The sequence below is a fragment of the Marinobacter shunpengi genome, assembly GCF_045449715.1.
Classification (GTDB): domain Bacteria; phylum Pseudomonadota; class Gammaproteobacteria; order Pseudomonadales; family Oleiphilaceae; genus Marinobacter.
This window is the reverse complement of sequence record NZ_JBJJLA010000021.1, coordinates 1-15,491: the sequence shown is the minus strand read 5'-3', so window position 1 is coordinate 15,491 and position 15,491 is coordinate 1. Positions and strand designations below refer to the sequence as shown.

Genomic DNA, 15,491 nt, shown 5'->3' with positions numbered 1-15,491 from the left:
GTTCGCCAGTTCTGGCGGGAATTATGCAGCGGACGTTTTCAAGCTGGCCTGCCGTTTGCTTTCTCCAGATAAAACCTGACCGAATGATCAATAAAATTCGGCGAGTGATAAACCATGAAGGGGAAAGCACATGCACAAGCATTTCACACGTTCATTCCTGCTGGCGGCCTCTCTGGCCGGCGGGCTGATGACCCAGGCAGCCGTCGCTGCCGATCAGGTGACCTACCAACTTGACTGGCTGCCGGGTGGTGACAAGTCCCCGGTCTACGTGGGTGTCCAGGAAGGCTTCTTCGAGGAGGAAGGCCTGGAAGTCAGCATCGCCAGTGGTCGGGGCTCCACCGATGCCATCACCAAGATTGCTACCGGGCAGGCCGACGTGGGCAGCGCCGATATCGGCGCCCTGATGGCCGCCAAGGCCCAGGACGACAGCCTGCCGGTGAAGGCCGTCTACAGCATCTTTAACCAGGCGCCCCACGCCTTCTTCACCCTGGAGAAGAACGACATCAGCGAGATGACGGATATGGATGGCAAGAAAGTCGCCACCTCGCCGTTTACGTCCTCCAACGCCTTCCTGCCGCTAGTGCTGAAAGAGAACAGCATGGCGGAAGACGCCGTCCAACTGACCAAGGCGGACCCGGGGGCATTGGGCCCCATGCTGATGAACGGTGGCACCGACGCCATTATCGCCTGGGTCACCAACATTGCCCTGTTTGCCGATCAGGCTGAAGCCACCGGTAACGAACTGGTGGTGTTGCCCTGGTCGGACGCTGGCCTTGAACTCTACTCCTCCTCCGTGGTGGCCAGCGAAAAGTTCCTGAGTGAGCGCCCGGATGTGGCCAAGCGCTTTATGCGCGCCTTCGACAAATCCCTGAAGTTTACCCATGACAACCCCCGCCAGGCGGCGGAAGCCCTCAACAGCATGGTGCCGGAGGTGGATGTGGACGTGGCCACCGCGCAGATCGGCGACACCATGGAACTGGTGGTCAACGACGTGAGCGAGCGGGACGGCCTCGGTGCCCTGACCGAAGACCGTGTTGCACTGACCTGGGACTGGGTATCCCAGGCGGAAAAGCTGGAAAAGGACGCCCTGGACCCGGAAGCGATCATCGACCGCACCCTGCTCGAGGCCCTGTAAGCATGACGGAACCCGCCACCAATCGTTCGTTTGTCCGGCTCTCCGGAGTCGGGCACCGGTACGATCCCACTCCTGGGGTGCCGCCGGCTGTCACCGGCATCGACCTGGACATCCGCCGTCACGAGTTCGTGGCGGTGGTGGGGCCGTCCGGTTGCGGCAAGTCGACCCTGTTACGGATGATCTCCGGCCTGTTGACGCCGTCCGAGGGCGAGGTCTCGGTGTTCGGTATGCCGGTCACGGGCCCCCGGGACGACGTTGGCATTGTGTTCCAGAAGCCGACCCTGCTGCCCTGGCTGACGGTGCGCAAGAACGTGCTGTTCCCGCTCAAACACAAGTTTGGGCGCTATGGTCGGGATGACGAGAAGCGCGCCGATGAGCTGCTGGCCATGGCGGGCCTGGAAAGCTTTGCCAACAAGATGCCGGATGAACTGTCCGGTGGCATGCAGCAGCGGGTCGGTATTGTCCGGGCGTTGCTGCTGAACCCGGATATCCTGCTGATGGACGAGCCGTTCTCGGCCCTGGACGCCATGACCCGGGAGCAGATCGGTTTCGACCTGCTGAAGATCTGGGAAGAGAACCCCAAGACCGTGCTGTTCATTACCCACTCCATCGCCGAGGCGGTGCTGCTGGCGGACCGGGTGCTGGTGATGAGCAAGCGCCCCGGCACCGTACTGGAAGTGCTGGATGTGGATATCCCCCGTCCGAGGACGACCCATACCATCTCCGAACCACGGTTCGGGCAACTCACCGAACGCCTGAGGAAGCATATCTATGAGCCTGACGCTGCCTGAAGGCAGGACGCGGGCCTCGCTTCTGATGGCCGCGCCCTGGCTGTTCTTCCTGTCGCTGATCCTGTTGTGGGAGCTGGTATGCCAGGTGTTCTCATTACCCGAATACGTGCTGCCGGCACCATCCGCGATTGTGGACGCCTTCTTCAAGGTGGAAATGAGCCGCTGGTTCACCCACCTGTGGGCGACCCTGAGGGTGGCACTGATGGGCTTTGCCGTGTCCATCGTGGTGGCGATTCCCATTGCCATCGCCATGATGCGTTCGGAATTCCTGAGCCGCACGCTCTACCCGCTGCTGGTGGTGATCCAGTCCACGCCGGTGGTGGCAGTGGCGCCGCTGATTATTGTGTTGATGGGCTCTGATGACCCCTCCCGGGTGCTGATCACCTGCCTGCTTACCTTCTTCCCACTGGTGGTATCCACCGCCACGGGCATCAATGAGACGCCGGAGGAGCTGGTCGAGCTGAGTCGGTCACTGGATGCACCGCTACGCCGGGAAACCTGGCAGATCCGCATTCCCTATGCCATTCCACATATCTTCAGTGGCCTGCGGGTGGCCATCACCCTGGCCATTATCGGGGCGGTGGTGGCGGAGTTCGTGGCGGCCGAGGAAGGGCTGGGCTATTTCATCCAGTTTTCCACCTCCTTCTTCCGGATTCCCCAGGCCTTTGCGGGACTGTTCTTCCTGGCGGTGGTAAGCCTGCTGCTGTTCAAGTCCGTGCAGTGGACCCAGCAGTTGTTCTTCCCCTGGAGCCTGCCCCGCAAGGCTCGCTGAAACACGCTTTAAAAGAGGATTACCGAATTGGAACCAAGCAAAGCCGATCTGCGGTTCATCCGCAAGACCCTGGACCTGGCCAGCAGTGCCGCTGCCCAGGGTATTCATCCGTTTGCTGCCATCCTGGTGAACGACGAGGGTGAAGTGCTGATGGAGCAGATCAACGCCTACCTGCCACACCAGGACATGACCGGCCACGCCGAACGGGTACTGATGACCCGGGCCAGCCAGACCTGGCGCCCGGAGGAGATGGCTGCCTTCACCATGTACGTGTCCGCTGAGCCCTGCTGCATGTGCGCCGGTGCCGCCTATTGGGCCGGGCTGGGGCGACTGGTCTACGGCGTGAGCGAGCATCGCCTGAAGGAAATGACCGGCAACCACCCGGAGAACCCGACCCTGGATCTGCCCTGCCGAGAGGTGTTCGCCTCCGGCCAGCGGCAGGTCGAGGTGATTGGTCCGGTGCTGGAGGACGAAGCCGCCGAGGTCCACGAAACCTTCTGGCGCAACCAGGGGCATTGAGATGTAACGACGAACGATGGAGATGCAAGTGTTGCGTCTTCCTTGTTGCCGCCTTCGGGCGGCTTTTTTATGCCTGCAGGATACTGCCCATGGTCAAAACCGGTGCGGTTGGCCAGAAGCTGGGGCAGTGTAGTGCACTCCGGCTGTCCGGGTAATGTATCCAACCCTATAAATTAGAGGCTTTAGTACGGTTTCTCCTGAGTGGCACGGCGGTTGCTTTTAAAAACCTGAACAAATGGTCAATTAAAGAGCGACGCAGTCGCCGCATTCACAGGAGAGGCTCCATGGCACTAAAAACACGCGCTACACTTGGCGGCGCCATCATGATGGCGGGCATGCTGGCCCTGTCACCGGTCTCCGCCGAAGAGCTGGACAAGCTGGTGTTCGGCACCAACTGGTACGCCCAGGCGGAACACGGCGGCTTCTACCAGGCCCTGGCCACCGGACTGTACGAGGATTACGGCCTGGATGTGGAAATCAAAATGGGTGGTCCCCAGGTCAATGGCACCCAACTGCTGGTGACCGGGCGCTATGACCTGCTGATGGGCTACCCTATCGGCAACATCAACGCCGTGGAGAAGGGCCTGCCGGTGATGACGGTGGCGGCCTCCATGCAGGGGGATCCCCAGGCGCTGATTGCCCACCCCCGTATCGAGTCCATCGAGCAGATCAGGGAAGAGGAACTGCCGGTCTATATTGCCACCTTCGCCCACTCCACCTTCTGGCCCTGGCTGAAGGCGGAGTATGGCTTCGAGGACGATGTGGTCCACGCCTACACCTTCAGCGTGGCGCCATTCCTGAACGACGAGAACATTGTGCAGCAGGGCTACCTCTCATCCGAACCATTTGCCATCCAGAAGGGTGGTATCGAGCCCAGCGTCTTCCTGTTGTCCGACTATGGCTACCCTCCCTACGCCACCACCATCGAAACGACCACCGATATGGTCGAGGAACGCCCCGACGTGGTGCGGCGCTTTGTGCAGGCCAGCATGGAGGGCTGGAAGAGCTACCTGGAAAACCCCGCCCCGGGCAACGAGCTGATCATGCAGGAAAACCCGGAGATGACCCCGGAGCAGATCGCCTACGGCATCGAGAAGATGAAAGAGTACGAGCTGGTGACCGGGGGCGATGCCCAGACCATGGGCATCGGTGTCATGACCGACGAGCGCTGGCAGAAGATCAGGGACTTCATGGTGGAAGCGGACCTGGCGTCGGAAGACCTGGACCTGAGCAAGGTCTACACCCTGGAATTCCTGCCCGAAGAGCCGGTGCTTCCCTAAGCGCCGACGCGACCCCCATCCTGATGCCGGCCGGTCAGCGACTCCGGTCGGCCCTGGAGACATCACTATGACAGCTAGCAAGGTTACGCCCCTGAACCCGGAACCGGACCAGGAAATCATGGCCGGAGAAGCCGGTGCCGTGGTCTCACGCCCGGTACTGCAGGTGGATGGCGTCAACAAGATCTATGGCAATGGCACCGTGGCCTTGAAGGGTGCCGATCTGCAGATAAAGGAGGGCGAGTTTGTCAGCCTGCTGGGTCCCTCCGGTTGCGGCAAGAGTACCCTGCTGCGCATCATGGCGGGGTTGGGCGACGTGACCACCGGTACCGTGAAATGGTGGGAGCAGGATTACGACGTGGTGGGCAGCAAGGGCCGCAAGCTGGCCTTCGTATTCCAGAATGCCACCCTGATGCCCTGGGCACGGGTACGCAGGAATGTGCGCCTGCCCCTGGACCTGGAACACGCCGGCAAGTCACCGGAGGCGGAACAGAAGATCGACGATGCCCTGGGCATGGTAGGCCTGAAGGGCTTCGACAACAGCTTTCCACGGGAGCTGTCCGGCGGCATGCAGATGCGTGCTTCCATCGCCCGGGCCATGGTCACCGAGCCCAACCTGCTGCTGATGGATGAGCCCTTCGGTGCGCTGGACGAGATGACCCGCAACAGGCTCAACGACGATGTGCTCAAGCTGTGGAAGGACAAGGGCTGGACCATCGTGTTCGTCACCCACAGCGTTTATGAGGCGGTCTACCTGTCCAGCCGGGTGGTGGTGATGGCGGCCCGCCCCGGTCGCATCGTGGACGACATCACCATCGACGAACCCTATCCGCGGTCACCGGATTTCCGGGTGTCCACCGAATTCGCCGGTTACTGCCGACAGGTATCCCATGCCCTGGAACGTGCCAGTGCCATGGGTGAGGACCGGGACGAGGAGAGCCAGTCATGAAAGCCCCGCTGATCCGTAATGAACGCTTCGTGCAGATTGCCGCCCCCCTGCTGGTGGGCGTGCTGGTGCTGCTGATGTGGCAGTTCACCGTGATGGCATTCGAGGTGCCCAAGTACCTGGTGCCCAGCCCCGTGGACATCGGCCAGTCGCTGGTGTCTGACTTCTCATCGTTGTTCAACGCCTTGCTGATGACCCTGAAGGTGACCTTCCTGGCCTTCGCCATTGCCGTGGTTCTGGGCGTTGCGGCGTCGCTGCTGTTCGTGCAGAGCAAGTGGATTGAGATCAGCCTGTTCCCCTATGCGGTGCTGATGCAGGTGACGCCGGTGGTGGCCATTGCGCCGCTGATCATTATCTGGGTCAACGACACCACCTGGGCGCTGACCATCTGCGCGGTGATCGTGGCCATCTTCCCGATCATTTCCAACACCACCCTGGGGTTGCGCAGTGTCGACCCGAACCTGCTCAGCATGTTTCGCATGTACCGGGCCAGCCGCTGGCAGGAACTGGTTCGACTGCGGATTCCCGGCGCGCTGCCGTACTTCTTCGGCGGCCTGCGGATCAGCTCCGGCCTGGCGCTGATTGGCGCCGTGGTGGCGGAGTTTGTGGCCGGTACCGGCGGGGCGAAGGCAGGGCTGGCCTACATGATCCTGCAGTCCGGCTATAACCTGCAGATTCCCAAGATGTTCGCCGCCCTGATCCTGATTACGGTGACCGGCATCCTGCTGTTCGCCCTGATGGTGTGGATGTCAGACCGGGCCCTGCGCAACTGGCATGAGAGTGCGCTGAAGGTGGAGCACTGACTGTGTTGCCCGTTAGTGGAGCCGTGCCTGCTTCGGCGTGACCGCCCGGGGGCATGGTCAGGGGCCTTTCTGGGGGCGATCGTGGCCTTCGGCCGGTGACCTGGCTCCAGCCCGTTGCGTGCGGGTCTGCAGCAGGCGGGCGAAGTCCAGCAGCAGTTCACGATCCTGTTGCATCAGTGAGCCGAATACGGCGTTCAGGGCGGCTTGCGAGGGATCCTTGCCACTGCCTTCGCAGGACGCGAGGAAAATATCGGCCATGGAGCATTCCAGGGCCTGGGCAATCCGATAGAGCAGATCCAGGCTTGGATTGGCCATGTCCCGCTCAATGCGGGACAGGTTGCCCACATAGGACCCGGTTTTTTCCGCCAGTTCGGCCAGGGTGAGGCCTTTGTGTTTCCTGAACTGGCGTAGTGCCTGACCTAGACTCATGGCGTCATTGCCTGACAACAGGGGCAGCAAGACCGGTAGTGTCATTGGGGCACTTTACCCGCCAGGTTTATGCACCCATTAAAAATACCTGCCTTTTCTAACTAAATGATCTCAGCTTCAGAAGAATAATGGCAAGTAACTTTGTCGAAAACGGGTGGTAATCGTGCGGTAGATTGCGCTGGATCAAGTTTGTACAAGCCGACAGGCATCGTCGACCGGGATGGGTTTTGACAGCAGGAAGCCCTGTGCCAGATCGCAACCCAGTTCTTCCAGTATCGCCAGTTGCTGGCTGGTCTCGACGCCCTCCGCAGTAACCTTCAGGCCGAATGCCTTTGCAATCAGCACCACGGCCTGGAGGACCGTCTTGCCGGTACTGGTATCGGCTTCGTCGGTAAACGATTTGTCCACCTTGAGCTCGTCCACCTGGAGGTTCTTGAGGTAACTGAGCGACGAGTAGCCGGTACCGAAATCATCGATGGCCACTTTCACGCCGGCTTCACGCAGCGTGGACAGGTTGTTGGTGACGGTGTCGTTGGCGGCCAGGAACACCCCTTCGGTGAGTTCGATCTCCAGTAGCCTCGGGTCGAGGCGGGCTTCCTCCAGTTGCCCCAGGATAAACCCTGCCAGTTCCGGGTTGGAAAAGTGGGGGGCGGTGATATTGACCGCAACGGGGAGTGGCCTGTCGCTAAGGCTGGCAATCCTGCCAATGGCGTCACAGGCCTGGCGGATGACATAACGGTCCAGGCGCTGTCCAAGCCTGGAGTGCTCTACCAGGGGAATGAACTCGGCGGGTGAAATGAAGCCCAGCTCCGGATCCTGCCAGCGGACCAGGGCCTCGAAACCGGATATCCGTCCGGATGGAATGGCGTATTTGGGCTGCAGCAGGATGTGGGGAATCCGTTCCTCAATGGCTCGCTTCAGCGCCTGTTCAACGTCCAGGCGGCGGTGAAGCTGGCTGTGGGATTCCCGGTTGAACAGGGCGATGGTTTCCTTGCGGGCGCGGGCGTCCCTCATGGCGGATTCGGCCAGGTCGGGCAGGCGATGAATGTCCTTGCTGTCATCCGGGTAGAAGGCGACACCAATGGCGACATCTATCGATAGGTCCTGGCCATCAACCAGCAGGCTGCGTCCGATCCCGGACACGAGTCGACCTGTGACGTCCCTGACCTCCCGTAACCGGGAAACCGGAGATGCGAGAAGAAAATCGTCGGCACCGATCCTGGCAACCAGGCTGGTGTTGCCGGCGATGGACTGGATCCGGAGGGCAACCTCTTTGAGGACATGATTGCCGGTGTCGAAGCCGTGTCGCTGGTTCACCAGCCCGAAGTTATCCAGGTCGATATGGATGACCGAAAAGGCCGGTTCCCCCGAGGCCCAGGACTTGAGGGCATTCATGAACCCCTGCTTGTTGTAGAGGCCGGTGATCGTGTCATGGTTTCTCAGATAGTCCGCCTCGCGGCGGGCGTCCTCCATGTCGGAGATGTCCACCCCGAAGCCCTGGAGTTCCGCCACCTCGTCGTCGCTGTTCCCGGGGCGGGTAAAGGTCCATTCAATCTGGGGGTTCCTTGATGGTGCCGCCATGGTCATTTTCACCGTTATCTGCTGGACGTCGGTGGCGTCAAACAGCTGACCCAGCAGGTCGCGGATGGCCGCCTCGTTCTCAGTGGCGAAACGGTACAACGGCGTACCGATCAGCTCCCCGTGGGATTTGCCCAGACACTTCATGAATGACCGGTTGGCAAAGGTAATCTTCAGGTCGGTATCGACCCGGCAGATCATCTGGGTCTGGCTGTGGACGATCTCTTTGTAGCGCTTCTCCGCAATAGCCAGTTTGCGCAGTGCGTCATGGTAGTCGGACAGGTCATGGCAGATGCCGATAAAGTGCTTTTCGTTGTGGTGCCATGCCTCGCCAACCGACAGGTGCAGGGGGAAGCGGGAACCGTCCTTGCGCTGTCCCACCACGTCCCGGCCAATGCCGATAATCCGGGCCTCACCAGTGCGCAGGTAGTTGTCGATATAGGCGTCGTGATGTTTTGCGTAGTGGTCGGGCATCAGCAGGGCAACGTTGCGGTCGAGTACCTCGGACCGACGATAACCGAACAGAGATTCCGCAGCCTGGTTGAAGGCCCGGATCTGCCCGTGGGCATCAATGGTGATGATGGCATCCACAGCCGCCTCGAAGAGCGCCCGGTTCAGGTTTTCCGCGGACCGTTTCCGGTCTGTCGACTCACGCTCCGCGGACAGGTCACGGCATACCCCGATGAAGAGGCGGTGTTCCTCCAGTCGGGTCTCCCCGATTTCCAGGGACATGGGGAAGGTCTGTCCCTGCCGGTCCTGGGCCGTTACCTGGTACCCCACACCGTTGAGGGGATGCTCGCCGTCGCAGAGTTCGGTAAAGCAGTCCACGACTTCCTGGCGGTGTTTCGGTGCCAGCAGCAGGGAGAAGTGCTGGTCCAGGCAGTCGGATGCTGCCAGGCCAAAGAGGTTTTCGGCGGAGCTGGAGAAGTGGCGGATATGCCCACGTACGTCAAGGATGACAATGGCATCCGCTGCGGCGTCTATCAGCTTCTGGGTAATTTCTCCGACCTGCATGGCGTTGCTCCCTGTTCAGCGCCCGGGCTCGCTATTGTGCCCGGCGGTTCTGGCGTCACCGATTCCACAACGACTCTGGCGTGGTTCAGTGGTCAGTAACGGGCCCAGTGCGTGCCACATCGGTGATTCCCCGAGCTGACTGTCGAGTATTTCATCAAGGCGGCCGGACACCCTGAGGGTTTCCAGGCCCTGGTTGAACTGTCGCGCCAGTTCGCCGCCATTGTCCTGCTGCCTTGAGAAGATCAGGTGATAGCTGGCCTGGTGTATGGGGCGTGGATGGTAGGTCAGTTGCCGGGCCTCGGCCTCGGAGAACAACTGGTCGATCATCTGCAGTCCGGTCAGAGGGTCCATCGGGAACAGGTCTATCCGTCCGGCTCGCAGCTTCCGGAAGTTGGATTCATCCGATGCCGTCATGTCCGTGCTTACAAGCCCCCGGTCCACCGCCGAGGTCAGTTGGTCGCCATAGGCGTAGTCCTGGGTCAGGCCAATGGTCAGCCCCTTGATGTCGTCGATCTCCTGCCAATGGAACTGACTGCCCTTGCGGACAAAGAAGACATAGTAAAGGGGCAGTATCGGCTGGCTGAAATGAAAATCGTCGGAACGGGAGGGCGTACAGCTCCAGGCAGCGGAGCCGTCATAATTGCCGTGATGCGCCATGGACAGGGCCCGGGACCAGGGCAGGAAGCTGTAATCAACCGATATCCCGACATTGCCATAGGCTTCACTGATGATCTGTGCCAGCAGCCCATGGTTGTCGAGGCTGCTGTCAAAATAGGGGGGCCATTCTCCGGTGGACAGCGTAATGGTCCGGGCATGGGTAGCCGGTATTGCGAACAAAATCGCAATCAGGATGACCATAACCTGGAGGGCGCCTGCCAGCCGCTGGCTGGGCGACTGATAAGCCGAGCCCCTGATAGAGCATGAGAACCGTCCGGTACACACTGCCTGTATTCCCTGACCCTGGTGTTTGCTCAAGGATCCGTTGCAATTGTCAGTATGGTTCAATTTGTGCAATCAGGAAAAACTTTTGTGCCTTTTCCGCATCTTTTCTGGCGTGGGGGGAGGCCATGGTCAGGTCGGTTGTGACCTGACCATGGAGGAGTGAACGTTTACAGGCTGTAGGTGCTGACGTCGATTTTGGAGAAGACTTCCGCCCAGTAAAGGTCGGTCAGTTCCTCCCGGGTGTTGACGCCTTCGACCTTCTTTACCCATTCCGCCAGGGTCTCGCGGAATGACGCCATGCGTTCTTCCGCATCCTCAATACCGTACCGTTCCTGGTAGTGGGCAGCGACGGTCTTGAGATCTTCCTCGATAAAGGTACGAGTGGCTTCAACCAGCTCCGGATCCGGTTCGTGCAGAGTGATATCGGAGCTTTCCTCAATCTGACGGAGCGCTTCCACGTGATCTTCGTAGTAGAGCATGACGACTTCCGCAGAAGCCCTTGCAGCACCATAGAGAATGGTTGTGCGATCGTCCGTGGACAGGGAGCGCCAGGTGTCTGCGTTGATGTTGGTACCTACGCCGCCAAAGGTTCCTCCCGGAACGCCCATGGTGACATCGGTGACCACTTCGATGAACTTGAAGTTGAGCAGGTCGGACAGGTTGTGGGCGGTGCAGTCGACAACCCCCTGACTGAGGCCCTCGTAGGTTTCATTGACCGGAATGGAAACCGGGGACCCGCCCATGGATTCAACCCAGCGGGACCAGACCGGCCCGCCAACCCGGATGCGGCTGCCGTTAATGTCTTCCGAGGCGGTAACCGCGCCGTTACAGAACAGCCCGTAGGGCGAAGTGCTCACCAGGTTGAGATAGACCTGGTTCCGGTCCAGGTGCTCCTGGATGCAATCCGGGCATTGATTGACGATATACTCCGTCACCGCGCCGGTATAGGCGAACATGGCCGTCTTTGCCTCAACACTTGAGAGTTCGGGGGCCATGGTCATTTCGGTGAGCATTATGGTGTTGGGGAAATCCGCTGGAAAGTAGGGCGTCAGTACATGGCCAAGATCAGCCATGCCGTCCCTCAAACCGGACGGCGTTTCCATAAAGCTGAGCAGCGACTGGGCATACCCTTTGACCGTAAGATCTCCTCCGGAACGGGTTTCCACGGCGTCAATAAAGGCATCCATGCCCTTTGAACCGAGAGTGTTCTGAGGGGAGCCGGTCGCAAACCGCAGTTGCTCGGCGGTGGCGGTACCGGTGCCGGCCAGGCAGGCGAGAGTAAGGCCTGCGACAAGCCCATTGAGGTTTCGGTTTATTGTCATAGTTGTCTCCTGAGTGCTCTGTTGGGGGAGGGTGACGCATGCCTGGGCAGGTTTTCAGGGTCAGGCCTGCCCGGACAAAAGGAGCCTGAATGCCATGGTTGTCTGAGCGATGTCCGTCTTCTGGCCGCTGATGACATCACCGTACAGGAAGGACTCTCCTACCCGGATAATCAGGAAGGCCAGATCGTCCTGATGAATGGGGGGTGTCCAGTCGGTTTTCCCGGTCTGCTCGGCGATAAGCCCCCGAACCATATTGACGGACCGTGCCTGGAAGAGGCTGGATCTGGATGTGAGGATGCGGATGGCGTACTCCGGATCCTGACGGATGAAGTGGTGAAGCTGCTTCGTGTTCACAACCTTTCTGAGCAAATGCTCCAGAACGGATACCACGTACTCAGGGCCTTCCCCGGATGTTGCTTCAAGGGTCTTGTCGATCAGGTCCTGGTAGAACGACCAGATAATCTCACCCACAAACAGTTCACGACTACCTACCCAGCGAAACAGCGTGGCCCTGTTGACGCCCACTTCATCCGCTATGGACCCCATGTTGATCCGTTCACAATTGAGCCAGCGTTGTCGGCCGACCTCCAGCGCCGTAAGGGGAGAGGCTGCGCCTGTGCTGGCTTCGCCGGCCAGTGCTTTGGCCAGTGGTGTTATCTGTGCTTGCGTCATTATTTTATTTTGTTGCATCATGTGTCGAAATATAAAAGTGTTGCAGCCTGGAATCCAAGAATAGTGTCGCAGGGCCCCGGGTGCAACCGAATGATAAAAACAATCAAGCGGAGAGGTTGCCAAGATGAGTCATCAGCAGGTTCCACCGGACGCTCGCTGGTTCAGCAGTTACCCTTCGGGCATCCCCCATCGGCCGGATCTGTCTGGTCGTGCGGTTCACGATATGTTGACCGATGCGGCTCGTCGTTGGCCGGAGCGGTCGGCTATCCATTTCATGGGGCGCGAGATCAGCTACCGGGAACTGGACGATCTGGTATCACGGGCAGCAAAAGGATTGCAGAGGCTGGGCGTAAAGCCCGGGGTTCATGTTGGTCTGTACCTGCCCAACAGCCCTCATTGCATCATCAGTTTCATGGGGGTGCTGAGGGCCGGTGGCGTGGTGGTGAATTACTCGCCACTGGACGCCGAGCGTATTCTTGAGCACAAGATCGCCGACAGTGAGACAGACCTGATCATTACTGTGGATCTCCAGACGCTGCTGCCCCGGATAGCTCAGTTTATGGGCGATTCGCGCCTGAAAGGACTGGTAGTCGGTTCGGTGGCGGAATTCGCCGGTGCTCCGGATCAGCTCCGGAACCAGATGGCCTCTGCAGGAGAGCTGAGCGAGGTCCCTTCCGACGGGGTCACCACCTTCGCCGCTCTGCTGGACAATGTCGGCGACTTCCAGCCCTATCCGGAAGCGCGGGCACCCGATAGCCTGGCGGTGCTCCAGTATACCGGGGGTACCACCGGTGCCCCGAAGGGCGCCATGCTGACTCACCGCTCCATATCCAGTGCGGCCGACCAGTTGGGGGCCGCCCTTGTGACTACGGTTTCTCCGGGAGAGGAGCGGATACTGGCGGTACTTCCGCCATTTCATATATACGCCATCATGGTCAACATGCTCTTTGGCCTGCGGGACGGCGCCACGCTGTATCAGCAGCTCCGGTTTGATCCAAAGCAGGCCCTCGAGACCATACAGCAGGAACGGATTACCGTTTTCCCGGCGGTGCCAACCATGCTCTCGGCGCTGTTGTCCTACCCGGAACTGGAGAACTACCGGCTGGACTCCCTGAAACTCTGCAACTCTGGCGGTGCACCGCTGCCCGTGGAGTTACAGCAGCGGTTCAGGGAACGTGCCGGGTGTACCGTCAAGGAAGGCTGGGGCATGACGGAAACGTCAACCGTCGGCACCTTTACTCCCCAGGGAATGACCGCGCCAGCGGGTTCCTGCGGTGTTGCCGTGCCCGGCGTGGACCTGCAGATCCTGTCGATGGACGGTGAGGAAACGATGCAGCCCCCGGGCGAGCGCGGTGAGCTGTGCATCAAGGGCCCCAACATGATGCAAGGCTATTGGAAGCGTGACGACGCCACCGCTGAATCAATGAGCTCGCAGGGCTATTTTCGTACGGGCGACGTGGCTTTCATGGACGAAGACGGGTTCATCTACATTGTCGACAGAACCAAGGACATGATTATCTGCAGCGGCTACAACGTGTATCCGCGCAACATCGAGGAAGCCATATACGAGCATCCCGCCGTGTCGGAGGTGTCCGTTATCGGCGTGCCTGACAGTTACCGGGGCCAAAGCCCCCGGGCCTATGTCACGATCATGGACGGCATGCCTCACCCAACCCTGCAGGACATGCAGACCTTTTTGCGCTCCCGCCTCGGTAAACACGAAATGATCCAGAGCATGGAAATCCGGGATGAATTGCCCAAGACCCCCGTGGGCAAGCTGTCCAAGAAAGAGCTGTATGCGGAAGTGAATAACTAATCCTGACAAGAAGTCCAAGAGGGAAAAGATGACTATCAAGAAACTGCTGACTCTGGCGTCAGCCTCTGCCTGCCTTTGCCTGGGCTCTATTGCCCAGGCCGACCTGCGTTTTGCCCTGGGTTATCCCCAGGGTTCCATCCCTGCGGAATCCGCCCAGGTTTGGGCGGATACCCTTGAGGAAGCAAGTGACGGTGAGATGTCGGCCAAGGTTTATCCATTGTCACTCCTGAACCTGATGGAAACCTCGCCCGGTCTGCGTGATGGCATGGCCGATGCGGGCGTTGTGCTGACCACCTACTTCATGAACGAGTTCCCCTCCACCCACATGGTCACGGAGCTGACCATGCTCCTGGACCAGCAGGAATTCAGTGGGCCCCACGGAGCCATATTCGGCGGCGCGGTTGCCGAGTATGTCATGGCGCACTGTGAGGAGTGTGTCGAGGAGTTTCGTCAGCAGAATCAGGTGTTCACCGCGACCGGCACAACATCTCCGTTGCCCCTGCTCTGTAACCAGCCGGTCACCTCGCTGGAGGACGCCCGGGGCATGCGACTGCGTGGCGGTGGTCCGCAGCATTCCCGCTGGGCCCAGGCAATCGGGGCCAACTCGGTCCAGATGTCTGTCAATGAAGTCTACGATGCACTCGATCAGGGGGTTGTGGACTGCACCATTCAGACGGCGACGGAACTGACGGTGTTCCGGTTGAATGAAGTGGTTACCGACATCACCGTCGGGGCCCCCGGGGGTGGTTACGGTGGTACCGCACTGGCCAACATTAACCAGGATACCTGGGCATCCCTGAGTGAAGCGGAGCGTACGAATGTCCTCAGGGCCAGTGCCGCGATGGCCGCTCATATTATCTGGGCCTACCACCTGAGCAATGACCAGAACCTGAAGGATGCGCGGGAACAGGGTATCAGTGTCCACGAGGCAGACCCGGGCCTGGCGGACTTTACCGAACAGTTCGTCACGGATGATGTGAATACCATTGCCGCCACATACGCTGATCGCTATGGCCTGGAGAACACGGAAGAGAGCATCAAGCAGTTCCGTAAGATCCTCGACCGCTGGATCCGACTGGGGGCGGAGATGGATAGCGAAGAAGCCCTGAGGGAGATCCTCTGGCGTGAAGTCTATTCGCAGGTGGATGTGTCCAGCTACGGTCTATGAGGTGGCGCGGGTCCGTCGTGGGGATATCACGACGGGCCGCTCCTTTCCCGAGTATAGAATCTGATCGTGGAGATCATTCCATGCTTAACATTGGTCGACTGTTGTCCCGTATTACCAATACCGTCTCCATTGTTGGTGGCCTGGCCATAGCCCTGATGATGTTCCACATCAGCTTCGATGTGGCCGGACGCTACTTCTTCAATACGCCCATTCCGGGCACCATCACCATTGTTTCCTACTACTACATGTCCATTGCGGCCTTTATCCCCCTGGCCTTCGCCGAGCAGAAGGATGCCCACATCTCCGT

General features: G+C 59.8%; 15 protein-coding genes. 10 read left to right on the top strand and 5 right to left on the bottom strand.

The features are described 5' to 3' along the window. Positions 1-130: 130 nt before the first annotated feature. From ACJO3T_RS14785 to ACJO3T_RS14755, 7 genes are all read left to right on the top strand, one after another. Positions 131-1,135, top strand: a complete 1,005-nt coding sequence (locus ACJO3T_RS14785; protein ID WP_406965750.1) for an ABC transporter substrate-binding protein — start codon at positions 131-133, stop codon at positions 1,133-1,135. Between the two features lie 2 nt (positions 1,136-1,137). Continuing rightward, positions 1,138-1,926, top strand: coding sequence for an ABC transporter ATP-binding protein (locus ACJO3T_RS14780; RefSeq protein WP_406965751.1), 789 nt, complete (start codon positions 1,138-1,140; stop codon positions 1,924-1,926). Then, positions 1,907-2,698 (top strand): ABC transporter permease, encoded by a 792-nt coding sequence (locus tag ACJO3T_RS14775; RefSeq protein WP_406965752.1) that lies wholly within the window; start codon positions 1,907-1,909, stop codon positions 2,696-2,698. Before ACJO3T_RS14780 ends, ACJO3T_RS14775 begins: the two co-directional genes overlap by 20 nt. Before the next feature lie 48 nt (positions 2,699-2,746). Further along, the gene (locus tag ACJO3T_RS14770) at positions 2,747-3,217 is read left to right on the top strand and encodes a nucleoside deaminase (RefSeq protein WP_406965778.1); all 471 of its coding nucleotides are present in this window, start codon (positions 2,747-2,749) and stop codon (positions 3,215-3,217) included. A 284-nt stretch (positions 3,218-3,501) separates the two neighbouring features. Continuing rightward, positions 3,502-4,497 (top strand): ABC transporter substrate-binding protein, encoded by a 996-nt coding sequence (locus tag ACJO3T_RS14765; RefSeq protein ID WP_406965753.1) that lies wholly within the window; start codon positions 3,502-3,504, stop codon positions 4,495-4,497. 67 nt (positions 4,498-4,564) lie between these two features. Further along, positions 4,565-5,443 (top strand): ABC transporter ATP-binding protein, encoded by an 879-nt coding sequence (locus ACJO3T_RS14760; protein ID WP_406965755.1) that lies wholly within the window; start codon positions 4,565-4,567, stop codon positions 5,441-5,443. Further along, on the top strand, positions 5,440-6,243 hold the full coding sequence (locus tag ACJO3T_RS14755) for an ABC transporter permease (RefSeq protein ID WP_406965756.1): 804 nt from the start codon (positions 5,440-5,442) through the stop codon (positions 6,241-6,243). The genes ACJO3T_RS14760 and ACJO3T_RS14755 overlap by 4 nt, the downstream gene beginning before the upstream one ends. 57 nt (positions 6,244-6,300) lie before the next feature. Here the strand turns inward: ACJO3T_RS14755 and ACJO3T_RS14750 are convergent, their stop codons facing one another. From ACJO3T_RS14750 to ACJO3T_RS14730, 5 genes are all read right to left on the bottom strand, one after another. Beyond that, positions 6,301-6,717 carry a helix-turn-helix domain-containing protein gene (locus ACJO3T_RS14750; protein WP_406965757.1) on the bottom strand — a complete coding sequence of 139 codons (417 nt, stop codon included), beginning with the start codon at positions 6,715-6,717 and terminating at the stop codon, positions 6,301-6,303. A 138-nt stretch (positions 6,718-6,855) separates the two neighbouring features. After that, on the bottom strand, positions 6,856-9,264 hold the full coding sequence (locus tag ACJO3T_RS14745) for a sensor domain-containing protein (RefSeq protein ID WP_406978943.1): 2,409 nt from the start codon (positions 9,262-9,264) through the stop codon (positions 6,856-6,858). 15 nt (positions 9,265-9,279) lie between these two features. Next, positions 9,280-10,101: a substrate-binding periplasmic protein gene (locus ACJO3T_RS14740; RefSeq protein WP_406978942.1), complete on the bottom strand. Its 822-nt coding sequence runs from the start codon at positions 10,099-10,101 to the stop codon at positions 9,280-9,282. 272 nt (positions 10,102-10,373) lie between these two features. Then, on the bottom strand, positions 10,374-11,528 hold the full coding sequence (locus tag ACJO3T_RS14735) for a C4-dicarboxylate TRAP transporter substrate-binding protein (RefSeq protein WP_406965762.1): 1,155 nt from the start codon (positions 11,526-11,528) through the stop codon (positions 10,374-10,376). Between the two features lie 60 nt (positions 11,529-11,588). Next, positions 11,589-12,200 (bottom strand): QsdR family transcriptional regulator, encoded by a 612-nt coding sequence (locus tag ACJO3T_RS14730; protein WP_406965763.1) that lies wholly within the window; start codon positions 12,198-12,200, stop codon positions 11,589-11,591. A gap of 124 nt (positions 12,201-12,324) precedes the next feature. On the opposite strand from ACJO3T_RS14730, the gene ACJO3T_RS14725 reads away from it, so the two are divergent. The 3 genes from ACJO3T_RS14725 to ACJO3T_RS14715 form a co-directional block, all read left to right on the top strand. After that, positions 12,325-14,016 carry a long-chain-fatty-acid--CoA ligase gene (locus ACJO3T_RS14725; protein ID WP_406965764.1) on the top strand — a complete coding sequence of 564 codons (1,692 nt, stop codon included), beginning with the start codon at positions 12,325-12,327 and terminating at the stop codon, positions 14,014-14,016. A 28-nt stretch (positions 14,017-14,044) separates the two neighbouring features. Continuing rightward, positions 14,045-15,184, top strand: a complete 1,140-nt coding sequence (locus ACJO3T_RS14720; RefSeq protein WP_406978941.1) for a C4-dicarboxylate TRAP transporter substrate-binding protein — start codon at positions 14,045-14,047, stop codon at positions 15,182-15,184. Positions 15,185-15,264: 80 nt separating this feature from the next. Beyond that, positions 15,265-15,491: TRAP transporter small permease subunit (locus ACJO3T_RS14715; RefSeq protein WP_406978939.1), on the top strand; the 227-nt coding region annotated here is incomplete at its 3' end.

Bases quoted from the DNA above. Each gene is read 5' to 3' on its own strand.
- ACJO3T_RS14720 (WP_406978941.1), top strand. From the start codon at position 14,045: ATGACTATCAAGAAACTGCTGACTCTGGCGTCAGCCTCTGCCTGCCTT.
- ACJO3T_RS14785 (WP_406965750.1), top strand. From the start codon at position 131: ATGCACAAGCATTTCACACGTTCATTCCTGCTGGCGGCCTCTCTGGCC.
- ACJO3T_RS14725 (WP_406965764.1), top strand. From the start codon at position 12,325: ATGAGTCATCAGCAGGTTCCACCGGACGCTCGCTGGTTCAGCAGTTAC.
- ACJO3T_RS14730 (WP_406965763.1), bottom strand. From the start codon at position 12,200: ATGACGCAAGCACAGATAACACCACTGGCCAAAGCACTGGCCGGCGAA.
- ACJO3T_RS14775 (WP_406965752.1), top strand. From the start codon at position 1,907: ATGAGCCTGACGCTGCCTGAAGGCAGGACGCGGGCCTCGCTTCTGATG.
- ACJO3T_RS14760 (WP_406965755.1), top strand. From the start codon at position 4,565: ATGACAGCTAGCAAGGTTACGCCCCTGAACCCGGAACCGGACCAGGAA.
- ACJO3T_RS14765 (WP_406965753.1), top strand. From the start codon at position 3,502: ATGGCACTAAAAACACGCGCTACACTTGGCGGCGCCATCATGATGGCG.
- ACJO3T_RS14735 (WP_406965762.1), bottom strand. From the start codon at position 11,528: ATGACAATAAACCGAAACCTCAATGGGCTTGTCGCAGGCCTTACTCTC.
- ACJO3T_RS14755 (WP_406965756.1), top strand. From the start codon at position 5,440: ATGAAAGCCCCGCTGATCCGTAATGAACGCTTCGTGCAGATTGCCGCC.
- ACJO3T_RS14745 (WP_406978943.1), bottom strand. From the start codon at position 9,264: ATGCAGGTCGGAGAAATTACCCAGAAGCTGATAGACGCCGCAGCGGAT.
- ACJO3T_RS14780 (WP_406965751.1), top strand. From the start codon at position 1,138: ATGACGGAACCCGCCACCAATCGTTCGTTTGTCCGGCTCTCCGGAGTC.
- ACJO3T_RS14750 (WP_406965757.1), bottom strand. From the start codon at position 6,717: ATGACACTACCGGTCTTGCTGCCCCTGTTGTCAGGCAATGACGCCATG.